This window comes from Roseicyclus marinus (genome assembly GCF_030163795.1).
Classification (GTDB): Bacteria; Pseudomonadota; Alphaproteobacteria; order Rhodobacterales; family Rhodobacteraceae; genus Roseicyclus; species Roseicyclus marinus.
Map to the genome: position 1 here is coordinate 216,751 of NZ_JASJOF010000005.1, position 13,404 is coordinate 230,154.

Below are 13,404 nucleotides of genomic sequence, written 5' to 3' on the forward strand. Positions count from 1 at the left end.
CATGATGTCGCAAGCGACGCTACAACCGGCCCGCGCCATGGACAATCCCGCCTGTCGGGCCATAGTCGGGGACATGAGACATGACGCGGATATCCTGATCGTCGGCGGCGGGTTGAACGGCCCCTGCCTTGCGCTGGCCTGCGCTCAGGCGGGCCTGTCGTCCATCGTGATCGACGCGCTGCCGGCCCAAGCGCAGATGGGCGCGGACTTCGACGGGCGGTCCTATGCGCTGGCGCTGGCCTCGGTCCGGATGCTGGGCGCGCTGGGGCTTTGGGAAGGGTTGCGCGATCACGCCCAACCCATCCACCAGATCAAGGCCAGCGATGGGCGCGCAGGCGAAGGGGCGGCCCCCTTCTTCCTCCATTTCGACAGCGCCGAGTTGGAAGAAGGCCCGATGGGCCACATGATGGAGGATCGCCACCTGCGCCGTGCCGTGCAGGAGGCGATGGCGCAAAACCCGCTGATCACCCATCGTCCCGGGGCAACCGTGGTGGCGCAATCCAGCGAGGGTGCCGCGCGCGTCACTCTGGACACAGGCGAGATCGTGACCGGGGCCATCCTGATCGGGGCCGATGGCCGCAAATCGGGCACAGCGGCGCGGGCGGGGATCAAGCGCACTGGATGGGATTATGGGCAGACCGCGCTTGTCTGCGCTATCGCGCATGAGAAGCCGCATGAGGGCATCGCGCATCAATTCTTCATGCCGCCCGGACCTTTGGCGATCCTGCCCCTGCCCGGCAACCGATCCTCGATTGTCTGGTCCGAGACGCATGCCGATGCGCGCCGGTTGATGGCGGGCAGCGATGCCGAATTCCTCGACCACCTGCGGCCCCGTTTCGGCGATTTTCTGGGCGAGATTTCACTGGCCGGGCGGCGCTACAGCTATCCCCTGAACCTGACCATCGCCAATGCCTTCATCGCTGACCGTCTGGCGCTGGTGGGGGATGCGGCGCACGGGGTTCATCCGATCGCGGGGCAAGGTCTGAACCTTGGGCTGCGCGATGTGGGGGCTCTGGCCGAGGTCCTTGCCGACGCGACCCGCCGGGGCGAAGATATCGCGGCCCCGGACGTGCTGGCCCGCTACCAATCTTGGCGGCGGTTCGACACGGCGGCGCTGGCGCTGGCGACAGATGGGGTCAACCGCCTGTTTTCCAACGACAACCCGGCGCTTCGCCTGATCCGCGACATCGGCATGGGCGCGGTGAGTGCGGTGCCCGCCCTACGACGGGCTTTCATGCGCGAAGCGGCGGGGCTGACTGGGGATGTGCCGCGCCTGTTGCAAGGGCGGGCGTTGTAAGGATCGAATGATGTGCCGTGACAGGCGCACCAACGATGCGCCTCACTCCAACGCTCGCGCCTCGCTTTCCAGCATGATCGGGATGCCGCCGCGGATCGGATAGGCCAGATGCGCGGCCTTGGACACCAGTTCCTGCCGGTCGGCGTCGTAGCTCAGGGGCGCATGGGTCAGCGGGCAGACCAGCGCCTCCAGCATACGGCGGTCGATGGGCACCGCACCGTCGCTCATTGCATCTGTTCCTCGGGCCCGCCGCCACGCAGCGCGAATTCGATCAGCGTCACCAGCGTCTCGCGCCGGGTCGACAGCGACGGCGCCTCGAGCAGGGCCTGCTTTTCCTCGGGCGGGAAGGGGCAGAGCATCGACAGCGAATTGATCAGCAATTCGTCCTCGGCCTCCTTCATGCTGTCCCAGTCGGTCGAAAGGGACATGGCGTCGAAATAGCGCCCCAGAAGGTCCAGAAACCGGGGACGGTCAAAACCGGGGTCCACCTCGGTCGGGCCGAGATCGGCCCCGAACCCGTCCCACGACACATCGCAGCGGCGATAGGGGGTAAAGCCCGACACCTCCTGCTTGATCCGAAACCGGGACATGCCCGACAGCGTGATCATGTAGCGCCCATCCTCGGTCTCCGAGAATTGGGTGACACGGCCCGCGCAGCCGATGGCATGCAGGCGACGTTCGTTCGATCCCGGCACCTCGCGCGATTGCACCATGCCGATCAGGCGGTGGGGCGTTTTCAGCGCATCGTCCAGCATCGCCAGATAGCGCGGCTCGAAGATATGCAGCGGAAGCCGCGCCCGAGGCAGCAAAAGCGCCCCGGGAAGCGGGAAAATGGAGATCGTTGCGGGTAAGTCGGCGGATGACATCATGGGCATGGACCTAGCCCCCCATCGCCATCAGGCAAAGATCATCGAGCTGAGCCTGCGCCGACCGGTCAAGACGATGGGATCCTGCGGCTTGAGCGCGTCGAAAATGGTGAAGAGTTGCGCCTTTGCCGCGCCGTCGTTCCATTCGCGATCGCGGCGGAAGAGTTCAAGCAATTCATCGACCGCTTCCTGAACCTTGCCCGCCGCGTGAAGCGCCTGCGCATAATCGAACCGCGCCTGATGATCGGCGGGGTTCGCCTCGACCGCGGCCTGAAGATCGGCAAGGGGACCGGCATTCGCCGCTTGGCGGGCCAGAGCGATCTGGGCGCGCACGGCCTCCAGCTCGGGGGCGGTGACGATCGCCTGCGGCGCGGTGTTCAAGATGCCCTCTGCCTTGTCGATATCGCCCATGGCCAGATGCGCGCGGGCCAGACCTCCCATTGCGGCGGCATTCTCGGGTTCTTCCTCGAGGATCGCGGCAAAGGTCTGCGCGGCATCGACCGCGGCGCCTTCGGCCAGCATCGCCTCGGCCGCCTCCAGCGCCTCGGCAAGGCCGCCATCGTCACCACCCATCGCAACGAGCCGGTCGATGAATTCCTTGATCTGCCCTTGCGGGATTGCACCTTGGAACATGTCGACGGGGCGCCCACCGACAAAGGCCACGACGGTCGGGATGGACTGCAGCGGCAAGCCCTGCTGCGCCAAGGCCCCCGCCAGCCGCTGTTCGCGGTCGACGTCAATCTTGACCATCCTGACCTTGCCCTTGGCCGCGGTCACCGCCGCCTCCAGCATCGGGCCCAAGGTTTTGCACGGGCCGCACCAGGTGGCCCAGAAATCGACGATCACGGGAACCTCGCGGCTGGCCTCGATCACGTCGGCCATGAAGGTCGCCTCGGTCCCGTCCTTGATCAGGTCTCCGGCGGGCGCGCTCTTGGCCTGCCCCTGTCCGAGCTCAAGCATCGGTCGTCTCCGTCAATTGCATGCGCGTTCGGGCCTTATATGCGCGTCCCGCCCCGGCGCGCCAAGGGTTCAAAGGTCGAATGTCGCGAAAACCGGGGCATGGTCGCTGGGCTGGGTCCAGCCACGGGCGTCACGCAACACGCGGCTGGAATGCCCCGCGTTGGAAATGTCGGAGGTGGCCCAGACATGATCGAGCCTGCGGCCCTTGTCGGCGGCATCCCAGTCCGGGCTGCGATAAGACCACCAGCTGTAGAGCAGTCCTTCGGGGATATCCTGCCGGGTGATGTCGACCCAACCGCCCGCGTCCTGCACTTGCGCCATATGCTCGACCTCGATCGGCGTGTGGCTCACGACCTTCAAAAGCGCCTTGTGCGACCACACGTCATCCTCGCGCGGGGCGATGTTCAGATCGCCGACGAGGATGGATTTTTCGGGCCGGTCGGTGCCGAACCAATCGCGCATCTCGGTCAGGAAATCGAGCTTGTGGCCGAATTTCTCGTTCACATTCCGGTCCGGTTCGTCGCCGCCCGCGGGAACATAGAAATTGTGGATCGTCACGCCGTTTTCCAGCCGGGCCGCGACGTGGCGCGCGTCGCCCTTGGCGCACATGTCGCGGTGGCCCACATCCTCCAGCGGCAGGCGCGACAGGATGGCGACACCGTTATAGCCCTTTTGCCCGCGCGCCACGGCATGGCCGTAGCCCGCGGCGGCGAAGGCCTCGAGCGGCATCTTGTCGACCGGCGACTTGCATTCCTGCAGGCACAGGACATCGGGCGCTTCCTCTGCCAGCAGTTTCAGCACCAGATCGGCGCGCAACCGGACCGAGTTGATGTTCCATGTGGCGAGGGTGAAGGGCATCAGATCAGGCCTTGTCAGGGGCGATGCGGCCGCCGGTCGGCAGCCGCATCGCTGGTTGGGTTTGATCAGTCGAAGAGTTCGTAGCTTGCTATCTGGCAGATATCGACGGTGTCGGTCAGTTCGGTGCCATCTTCGAAGATGAAGAGCATGTCGTATTCGCAGCTTTCGCCGCCATCCGCGATCACGACGCTTCCGGCTTCGCCGGGCAAAAGATCGGTCGCGGCAAGCAGATCTTCCCCCCATTCCTCGTCATCGGTCGAGGATGTGTAGAATTCCGTCAGGGCGAGAGAGGAGGAGTTCAAGAGCGCATATTCGACATCTTGCGCAAAAGCGCCGGACGCCGCTGTGAGGGACAGGATACTCGCTGCAAGGGCAGCAAAACGGGACGTCATTCTTCAATACTCCGCGGCCATGAACAGGTCCGGGCCATGCCCGGTCCCCGGGGCGGTCCCGGCCGGTCTGAACGCCCCGCCGCTGGCTATCACGCGTCCTTGGATGCGACAACGGTGCCCGGGCCACCCGGCAAAAAGAAGGCCCGGACACGAGGGTCCGGGCCAGTCCAACAGGGAGGTAATGAAGCCGATCTACAAGACAACCAAAGGTTGCACTTTGATCTACGTCAATACCCTAGAGGTGAACAATCACGCCACCAGACGGTAACCCCCGCTCTCGGTGACCAAGAGGCGCGCGTTCGACGGGTCGGGCTCGATCTTCTGGCGCAGCCGGTAGATGTGGGTTTCCAGCGTGTGCGTTGTGACGCCCGCATTGTAGCCCCAGACCTCGTGCAACAACACGTCGCGGGCCACGACACCATCCTGTGCGCGGTACAGGAACTTGAGGATGTTGGTTTCCTTTTCCGTCAGACGGATTTTCTTCTCGTCTTCGGTCAAGAGCATCTTCATCGCGGGCTTGAACGTGTAGGGCCCCAACTGGAACACCGCATCCTCGCTTTGTTCATGCTGACGCAACTGGGCACGCACACGGGCCAGAAGGACCGGAAAGCGGAAAGGCTTGGTCACGTAATCATTGGCGCCCGCATCGAGGCCGAGGATCGTATCGGCGTCGCTGTCATGGCCGGTCAGCATCACGATGGGGCATTTCACGCCTTGCTTGCGCATCCGGCGGCACAATTCGCGGCCGTCCGTATCGGGCAGCCCCACGTCGAGAATCACGAGGTCGTAGATCGCTTCCTTGACCCGCTCCATACCCTGCGCGCCGGTGCCGGCTTCGAAGACGTCGAAATCCTCGGTCATCACAAGCTGCTCACTCAGCGCCTCGCGCAGATCGTCGTCATCATCGACAAGCAAGATCTTCTTCAATGTGGCCATGATCGCGGCTCCCTTCGTGTCTGAAGGGCAGATTGCGGTCGCAGCCGCATTTGACAACATCGTGAAAGACTTTCTCACGGCGTCGTGTCGAAACGTCAGGGAATGTTTCAAATCCCAGCGCCGAGAGCTACAGAACAGGCATGACTCTTTTGCCCACCCCGACCGAACTTGTGGCCCGTGCCCGCGCCGACCTGCGCGTCGGCCTGCCTGTCGTGATCGGCGGCGGTGCGCAGGGTCTGATCGTGCTGGCAGCGGAAACGCTGACCGAAGACCGGCTTGCCGGACTGCGCAGCCTGCCCGGTCGACCGCATGTGGCCCTGACCGCGCGGCGGGCCGACACGCTCAGGGCAAGGGCCTATGATGGCGATCTGGCGCGCGTGATCTTGCCGCCCGATGTCGATGCCAGATGGGTGCGCGCGCTTGCAGATCCGGCGTTGGATCTGGACGCGCCCATGAAAGGGCCGCTGGCCACGATGCGCGAGGGCGCGGTCGGCCTGCACCGGCTGGCCCTTCTGCTGGCGAAATCGGCACAGCTTCTGCCCGCGATGGTCACGTTGGACACCGACCGCCCCGAGGCGATGGCGGCCGAGTTGATGGCGACACTCTTGGCGCCCGAAGCCGCCGCTGCCGATCTTGCCTTGCATCACCCGCTGTCGCCGGTCGCCCAAGCGCGCCTGCCGATGGAGGCCGCAGAACAGGGGCGGCTGCACATCTTCCGGCCCGACAACGGCGGGATCGAGCATTACGCGATCGAGATCGGCCGCCCGGATCGGGATAAGCCGGTCCTCGCCCGGCTCCATTCCGCCTGTTTCACGGGCGATGTTCTGGTCAGCCTGAAATGCGACTGCGGCCCGCAACTGCACGCAGCGCTTGCCGAGATGGGGCGCGCCGGTGCGGGCGTGCTGCTCTACCTGAACCAGGAGGGGCGCGGCATCGGGCTTGCCAACAAGATGCGCGCCTATTCCCTTCAGGATCAGGGTTTCGACACGGTCGAGGCCAATCACCGGCTTGGGTTCGAGGATGACGAGCGGGATTTCCGCATCGGCGCGGACCTGTTGCGCAAGATGGGCTTTGGCGCCGTGCGGTTGATGACCAACAACCCCCGCAAGACCGCCATGATGGAGGCCGAGGGCATCGCCGTCACCGAGCGCGTGCCGCTGATCACCGGCACCAACCGCCACAATGCGCATTACCTGTCGGTCAAGCGCGACAAGTCGGGGCATATGCTGTGAAATCCACCGATATGGTCGTGACGCCCATGGGCGTTCGGTTTCGCGGGCGGCTATTCCCCTGCACGCTTGGGCGGGGCGGTGTCGTATCGGCCCGAGCCAAACGCGAAGGCGACGGCGGCACACCCGCGGGCGTGCATCGCATCGTCGGTTGTCTCTATCGTCCCGACAGGTTGGCGCGGCCCTGCGATTGGGCGGTGCCGATCCGGCCCGGTGATCTGTGGTGCGACGATCCGGGGCACGAGGATTACAACCTGATGGTTCGCGCGCCGCTGGCCGCGAACCACGAAACGCTGCGCCGCGCCGATCCGCTTTACGACATCGTGCTGATCACCGACTGGAACTGGCCGCAGGCCGAGCGCGGGCGCGGGTCAGGGATCTTCGTCCATGCGTGGCGGCGGCCCGGATTTCCCACGGCCGGTTGCGTGGCGCTGTCACCGCCGGACCTGCGCTGGATCGTGCGGAAGATTGGTTACCAAACGAGGCTGGTGATCCCCGAGACCCTTTCCGGATCGTGAAGATTCGGAGGCAAGTGTTGAGGGGGCCTTAACGGCCATCCCCGGCCTAAACCACTTCGTAAGCACGTTCTCCGAACAGCGCCGAGCCGACCCGGACATGGGTCGCGCCATGGGCGATCGCGATCTCGAAATCCGAGGACATGCCCATGGACAGGCCGGTGAGGCCGTTGCGTGCAGCCATGTCGGCCAGCATCGCGAAATGGGACGCAGGGTCTTCGTCGACGGGGGGAATGCACATCAGGCCGACAAGCGGCAGGCCGAGCCTGCGCACTTCGGCGACGAAGGCATCGGTGTCCTGGGGCAAGATGCCCGCCTTCTGCGGCTCGGCCCCGGTGTTGACCTGGATGAACACCTCGGGCGAGCGCCCCCGTTCATCGGCGAGCCGCGCAAGGGTGGTGGCCAGCTTGGGCCTGTCCAGCGTTTCGATCACGTCGAACATTTCGACCGCCTGCCGCGCCTTGTTGGTCTGCAGGGGGCCGATCAGGTGCAGACCGATGCCGGGGAACCGGGTCTGGAACGGCGGCCAGCGCCCGGCGGCCTCCTGCACACGGTTTTCGCCGAAAAGGCGATGACCGGCTTCGAGCACAGCCTCGACCCGTTCGGGCGGTTGAACCTTGGACACGGCGACCAACGCCACCGACCCGGGCGCGCGCCCGGCCCTGGCTGTGGCCGCATCGATGCGGGCGATGATGTCAGACAATCCCATGGCGACATCTTAGGCCAAAAGAAAAGAGCGGGCACAAGGCCCGCTCTTTCCATTCCGAATGATCCGGGTGGATCAGAAGGACATTGCCAGACCCAGCGAGAAGGTCGAGATGTCGACGTTAAGAGCACCAGCAAGGGCGTTGTTGTTGGTGTTCTTGCCAACGCCGTAGCCTGCGTGTGCCGACAGACCGCCGCCGAGGTTGTAGGAGGCTGCGATGCCGTAGCCTTCGCGGTCACGCTGGTTGGCGGTCGCCGCCCAGTCGTACTCACCCCAGTTGGCCGAAACGGTGATGGCGTCGAAGTTGTAGCCGACGCCGACGCCGATGAATTCGCCGTCGCCACCGAAGTAGCCGTCATCGTTGATGTCGAGGTAGTTGACAGCTGCCGAGAAGCCCATGTCCAGAGCCGCAAGAGCCGAGAAGCTCACAGCGCTGAAGCCCGGGGTGCCGGCAAGGTTCGCACCTGCGGTGTTCGTGTTGGTCGAGGTGCGGTTTGCATCGTCGACGTTTGCGAAGCCGAGGCCGAACTGGAGAGCGCCACCAGCGATGTCGAGGTCGTAGGTCAGACCCAACTGCAGGGACGCGTCGCCGCTGCGGGGGTTGCTGCCGTCGACTTCAGCCGACACTGCGATGCCGAAGCCAGCGACGGAGTAGTCGTAGCGCAGGATCTGGCCGCCGTAGACGTTATCGAAGGTCGCGCCGCTGAAGTAGCCGAGGTGGCCGGTTTCTGCGTCGTTGATCGAGCCAGCGTTGCGCGCGGTGTTGACTTCGTCGTTTGCCCAATCGAGAGCGCCGTCGGTGTCACCCATGGTCAGGCGGCCAAAGTCACCCGAAACGAACACGGTGAAGTCAGCGAATGCGCCGTTGATGTCGGTGATGTCTGCCTGGTCGACAGCGTCTTCCAGGTCGATGACTGCGCCGAAGGACAGACCGTTGTCGGTGGTGCCCGACAGGGAGAAGCGGACGTCAACCGACTGGTAGAACGCGGTGTTGCCGCTGTTGGAACCTGCGATACCCATCTCGGCCGAGCCGGAGAGCGTCACGTCTGCGGCTGCGGCGCCGGCGAATGCCACCAGGGCAGTCGTAGCGAAGAGAACCTTTTTCATGGTTTTTCCCTCGTGTTTCATAGTCAAGGTGCACCTCAAGACGGGGGATCCGAATTGAGTATGCCCTTCTGTCCTCCTTCAGCCCCATGATTGCAAGCAAGCCGGACGGCCCCTCGGTCGCTTGGCCGCGCCATGGTGCAGACTTGCCACAGTCACCCCCGGGCCCCGTCAGCGGGCAAAGGGCCTTGCCGCCTGCGGGGGTGTCCTATACCAATCGCAAAGGATTTTTCGACGACACGGGGACCGGCGCATGGTTGGGAAGCTGGCGAAACTGACGGCGCTTGGCGTTGCGACGGTGCTTGTGGCCGGGTGCGGCGGCAACGGCATGTTCGGGGGCGGCGGCCTGTTTTCCGGTGAACGCGGGCAGGAGTTGCGGGCCGAGCAGCGCGCCGCGCGCGAACAGGCGCTGATCGAGGAGGGACTGATTCCCGACCCGGGCCGCGAAACCATTTTCGACCTCTTCTCGGGCGCGGATGACCCCAACGTGACTGTCGAGGTGAACCGCTACCTTTGGAATGCCTCGCTCGAGGTTCTGAATTTCATGCCGGTCGAAGCGGCCGATCCGTTCTCGGGCGTGATCCAGTTCGGCTACGGCACCCCGCCCGGCGGGCGGCAGGCCTATCGCGCGACGGTCTACGTGCAGGATCCGGCGCTGGAGGCGCGCAGCCTGCGCGTGGCGGTGCAGTCGCGGGGTGGCGCGGTCAGCCGCGATGTCGCGCGCCAGATCGAGGATGCGATCCTGACCCGCGCGCGCCAGATCCGGATTCGCGACAGCAACCTCTGACGCGGCTTTACGCCCGCGCGCGACCGCACTAACACCACGCCGGGCCGCATGCGCCCGGCGTTTTCGTTTTCTCCCGCCAGACTTCAGACCAAGGACCCGCCCCATGTCCCGCTACGACCCCGCGACGCTGGAACCGAAATGGCAACAGGCCTGGGACGAGGCCGGAACCTTTGTCGCGCGCCGGTCCGCCGACAAGCCCAAGTATTACGTGCTGGAGATGTTCCCCTATCCGTCGGGGCGCATCCATATCGGTCATGTGCGCAACTACACGATGGGTGACGTGATCGCGCGCTACAAGCTGGCCAACGGGTTCAACGTGCTGCATCCGATGGGGTTCGACGCCTTCGGCATGCCTGCCGAAAATGCCGCGATGGCAAGCGGCGGCCACCCCGCCGACTGGACGTACCAGAACATCGAGACGATGGTGGCGCAGATGAAGCCGCTGGGCTTCGGATTGGACTGGTCGCGCATGTTCGCCACGTGCGACGTTGAGTACTACGGCCAGCAGCAGGCGCTGTTCCTCGATTTCCTCGAGAAGGGCCTCGTCTACCGCAAGAACGCGGTGGTGAACTGGGACCCGGTCGACATGACCGTTCTGGCCAACGAACAGGTGATCGACGGCAAAGGCTGGCGGTCGGGCGCGGAGGTGGAGCGCCGCGAGCTGACGCAATGGTTCTTCAAGATCAGCGATTTCTCGGGCGAATTGCTGGATGCGCTGGAGGGGCTCGACGATTGGCCGGCCAAGGTCAAACTGATGCAGGCCAACTGGATCGGCCGGTCGCGGGGGTTGCAATTCGCTTTCGGGCTGGTGGAGCCCACCAAGGTGCATGACCGGGTCGAGGTCTACACGACCCGTCCCGACACGCTACTGGGGGCAAGCTTCGTCGGCATCTCGCCCGACCATCCCATCGCCAAAGAGCTGGAGGCGCAGGATCCCGCGGTCGCGGCCTTTTGCGCCGAGGCGCGCAAGGGCGGCACCACGGAAGAAGCCATCGAGAAGGCCGAGAAACTGGGCTACGATACCGGCCTGCGCGTGCGCCATCCCTTTGACACGTCGTGGGAATTGCCGGTCTGGATCGCCAATTTCATCTTGATGGATTACGGCACGGGCGCGATTTTCGGCTGCCCGGCGCATGACCAGCGCGACCTCGATTTCGCGCGGAAATACGGGCTACTGGTGACCTCGACCTTCGTGCCGGTCGCGGGCGATCACGTGAAACCCGAAGACGGCGGCGCGGCCTTCGTTCCGCCCAAGTCGGACAAGGTGCGCTGGACCCTACCCTTCAACTGGTCCGAGGAAACGACCGGCGCGGAGGCCGTCGAGGCCGCCATAACCTTCTGCGAGGGCAAGGGCGTCGGTCAGGGCGTTACGAAATACCGCCTGCGGGACTGGGGCCTGTCGCGGCAACGCTACTGGGGTTGCCCGATTCCGGTCGTCCATTGCGACGCCTGCGGCGTGGTGCCGGAGAAGAAAGAGAACCTGCCCATCGAATTGCCGCGCGATGTCAGCTTCGACATTCCGGGCAACCCGCTGGACCGGCACCCGACATGGCGCGATTGCGCCTGCCCCCGCTGTGGCGCACCGGCAAAGCGTGAAACGGACACGATGGATACCTTCGTCGATTCGTCGTGGTATTTCGCGCGCTTCACCGCGCCGCACGCCAAGACACCGACCGACATGGATGACGCCGCCTACTGGATGAATGTCGACCAGTATATCGGCGGCATCGAGCATGCGATCTTGCACCTGCTCTACTCCCGCTTCTTCGCCCGCGCGATGGCGATCTGCGGCCACCTGCCCGAAACGGCGATCGAACCCTTCGACGCGCTGTTCACGCAAGGGATGGTGACGCACGCGATCTACAAGACGACCGACGCCAATGGCCGCCCCGTCTATCACTACCCCGAGGAAGTGGATCTGCGCGATGGCAAGGGTTTCCTGACAGATGGCCGCGAGGTCGAAATCATCCCCTCCTCCAAGATGTCGAAATCCAAGAACAACGTGGTCGATCCCGTCGCCATCATCGCCCAATACGGCGCCGATACCGCGCGCTGGTTCGTCCTGTCCGACAGCCCGCCCGAGCGTGACGTGGAATGGACTGCCGCAGGGGCGGAAGCCACGGCGAAACATCTGTCGCGCGTCCACCGCATCGCTGCAGAAATCGCCGCCTCGAATGAAACGGGCACGCCCGAGGCCGACGAAGCGCTCCTGCGCGAGATGCACAAGGCGATCTTCGATGTCACGAACGGCATCGACAGCTTCGGCTTCAACGCGGCCATCGCCAAGCTCTACGCCTTCACCAACGCGCTTCAGAAATCGCAGGCGGGTGCAGCGGCGAAACGGCAGGCGGCGCTGACGCTGGCGCAACTGATGTCGCCCATGACCCCGCATCTGGCCGAAGAAATCTGGTCCATGCTGGGTGGTGCGGGCCTGATCGCCAACGCCCCCTGGCCCAAGGCGGACGAGGCGATGCTGGTCTCCGACACCGTGACCCTGCCGATCCAGATCAACGGCAAGCGGAAATCCGAGATCACCGTGGCCCGCGACCTGCCCAAGGAAGAGGTTGAAAAGATCGCGCTGGCCGACGAGTCTGTGCAAAAGGCGCTGGCCGGTGGCGCGCCGAAAAAGCTCATCGTCGTGCCGGGCCGGATCGTGAATGTCGTCGTCTGACCACCAAAACCTCGATCATGACACGGCCCCCGCCGGGGCCGTGACCTTCACATGAAACTTCAGCCCCGCGATGTCACCGCCTATGCGCGGTCTCCCGATCCGAAGGCCGCCGGTTGCCTGATCTTCGGCGATGACGCGATGCGCGTGGCGCTGCGCCGACAGGAATTGCTCAAGAACCTTCTGGGCGAAAACGCAGAACAGGACATGCGCCTGACGCGGCTCGATGCCGCCGATCTGCGCAGCGACCCGGCAGCCCTTCTGGATGCGGTCAAGGCCGTGGGCTTTTTCCCCGGCCCCCGCGCCGTCCATGTCGAAGCCGCGACCGAGGGGCTTGCCCCCGTCATCGCCGCGGCCCTTGCCGATTGGCAGCCGGGTGACGCGCAGATCGTGGTGACAGCCGGACGGCTGACCGCCGCCTCCGCCCTGCGCAAATTGTTCGAAGGGCACAAGACCGCGCGCGCCGCCGCGATCTACGACGAACCACCCGGCCGCGCCGAGATCGAGGGGCTGCTGGCCGAGGCCGGTCTGCGCGACATCCCCCGCGACCCCATGGGCGATCTGGAGGCGCTGGCCCGCGCCCTGCCGCCGGGTGATTTCCGCCAGACGGTTGAGAAACTCGGCCTCTACAAACGCGGCGACCCCAGCCCCGTTTCCGCCGCCGATATCGCCGCCGTGGCGCCCCTGACGATCGAGGCGGCCCTCGATGACGCGATCAACGCCACGGCCGAGGCGGCGCAGGGCCAGATCGGCCCGATCCTTGCCCGACTGTCGGGGCAGGGCGTGGCCCCCGTCACGCTTTGCATCGGGGCCTTGCGCCATTTCCGGGCGCTTCATGCCGCCACCTGCCATCCGGGTGGACCCGCCGCCGGGCTTCAGGCGCAGCGCCCACCTGTCTTCGGCCCGCGCCGCGACCGGATGCTGAAACAAGCGCAAGCCTGGGGCCGCGACCGGCTGGAGACCGCGATCAGCCTGCTGGTCGAAACCGATCTGACCTTGCGTTCGGCGCAGGCCGCGCCGCAGATGGCGCTGATGGAACGCACAATGATCCGGCTCGCCATGATGCCGGCAAGGGGGAGACGATGA

General features: G+C 65.2%; 14 protein-coding genes. 6 read left to right on the forward strand and 8 right to left on the reverse strand.

Annotation, left to right across the window (positions count from 1 at the left end; genetic code table 11):
* Window positions 1-37: 37 nt before the first annotated feature.
* A complete protein-coding gene (locus QQK63_RS09905; protein ID WP_277824758.1) occupies window positions 38-1,297 on the forward strand; it encodes an FAD-dependent monooxygenase in 1,260 nt (419 codons plus the stop codon).
* A 42-nt stretch (window positions 1,298-1,339) separates the two neighbouring features.
* Here QQK63_RS09905 and QQK63_RS09910 read toward each other — a convergent pair whose 3' ends face one another.
* The 6 genes from QQK63_RS09910 to QQK63_RS09935 form a co-directional block, all read right to left on the reverse strand.
* Window positions 1,340-1,525 carry a Trm112 family protein gene (locus QQK63_RS09910; protein ID WP_277824760.1) on the reverse strand — a complete coding sequence of 62 codons (186 nt, stop codon included), beginning with the start codon at window positions 1,523-1,525 and terminating at the stop codon, window positions 1,340-1,342.
* On the reverse strand, window positions 1,522-2,166 hold the full coding sequence (locus QQK63_RS09915) for an LON peptidase substrate-binding domain-containing protein (protein WP_277825921.1): 645 nt from the start codon (window positions 2,164-2,166) through the stop codon (window positions 1,522-1,524). Before QQK63_RS09915 ends, QQK63_RS09910 begins: the two co-directional genes overlap by 4 nt.
* A gap of 27 nt (window positions 2,167-2,193) precedes the next feature.
* Complete coding sequence (locus QQK63_RS09920; protein WP_277824762.1) at window positions 2,194-3,123, reverse strand: thioredoxin family protein; 930 nt, start codon at window positions 3,121-3,123, stop codon at window positions 2,194-2,196.
* 69 nt (window positions 3,124-3,192) lie between these two features.
* Complete coding sequence (locus QQK63_RS09925; protein ID WP_277824763.1) at window positions 3,193-3,981, reverse strand: exodeoxyribonuclease III; 789 nt, start codon at window positions 3,979-3,981, stop codon at window positions 3,193-3,195.
* A 65-nt stretch (window positions 3,982-4,046) separates the two neighbouring features.
* The gene (locus tag QQK63_RS09930; protein ID WP_277824765.1) at window positions 4,047-4,373 is read right to left on the reverse strand and encodes a hypothetical protein; all 327 of its coding nucleotides are present in this window, start codon (window positions 4,371-4,373) and stop codon (window positions 4,047-4,049) included.
* A 249-nt stretch (window positions 4,374-4,622) separates the two neighbouring features.
* A complete protein-coding gene (locus tag QQK63_RS09935; RefSeq protein WP_277824767.1) occupies window positions 4,623-5,309 on the reverse strand; it encodes a response regulator transcription factor in 687 nt (228 codons plus the stop codon).
* A 140-nt stretch (window positions 5,310-5,449) separates the two neighbouring features.
* Between QQK63_RS09935 and ribA the strand changes: the two genes are divergently transcribed.
* A complete protein-coding gene (gene ribA, locus QQK63_RS09940) occupies window positions 5,450-6,541 on the forward strand; it encodes a GTP cyclohydrolase II (protein ID WP_277824769.1) in 1,092 nt (363 codons plus the stop codon).
* Entirely contained in the window at window positions 6,538-7,056 is a 519-nt protein-coding gene (locus QQK63_RS09945) for a L,D-transpeptidase family protein (protein WP_277824771.1), read from the forward strand. The genes ribA and QQK63_RS09945 overlap by 4 nt, the downstream gene beginning before the upstream one ends.
* Window positions 7,057-7,102: 46 nt before the next feature.
* Here the strand turns inward: QQK63_RS09945 and QQK63_RS09950 are convergent, their stop codons facing one another.
* Both QQK63_RS09950 and QQK63_RS09955 read right to left on the reverse strand, forming a co-directional pair.
* Window positions 7,103-7,762 carry a YggS family pyridoxal phosphate-dependent enzyme gene (locus QQK63_RS09950; protein ID WP_277824773.1) on the reverse strand — a complete coding sequence of 220 codons (660 nt, stop codon included), beginning with the start codon at window positions 7,760-7,762 and terminating at the stop codon, window positions 7,103-7,105.
* A 72-nt stretch (window positions 7,763-7,834) separates the two neighbouring features.
* Window positions 7,835-8,866 carry a porin gene (locus tag QQK63_RS09955; RefSeq protein WP_277824775.1) on the reverse strand — a complete coding sequence of 344 codons (1,032 nt, stop codon included), beginning with the start codon at window positions 8,864-8,866 and terminating at the stop codon, window positions 7,835-7,837.
* A gap of 250 nt (window positions 8,867-9,116) precedes the next feature.
* Between QQK63_RS09955 and QQK63_RS09960 the strand changes: the two genes are divergently transcribed.
* The 3 genes from QQK63_RS09960 to QQK63_RS09970 all read left to right on the forward strand — a co-directional run bounded on the left by QQK63_RS09960 (window position 9,117) and on the right by QQK63_RS09970 (window position 13,404).
* Window positions 9,117-9,650 (forward strand): DUF3576 domain-containing protein, encoded by a 534-nt coding sequence (locus tag QQK63_RS09960; protein WP_277824777.1) that lies wholly within the window; start codon window positions 9,117-9,119, stop codon window positions 9,648-9,650.
* A gap of 103 nt (window positions 9,651-9,753) precedes the next feature.
* Entirely contained in the window at window positions 9,754-12,321 is a 2,568-nt protein-coding gene (gene leuS, locus QQK63_RS09965; RefSeq protein ID WP_277824779.1) for a leucine--tRNA ligase, read from the forward strand.
* Window positions 12,322-12,372: 51 nt separating this feature from the next.
* Window positions 12,373-13,404 (forward strand): DNA polymerase III subunit delta, encoded by a 1,032-nt coding sequence (locus tag QQK63_RS09970; protein ID WP_277824781.1) that lies wholly within the window; start codon window positions 12,373-12,375, stop codon window positions 13,402-13,404.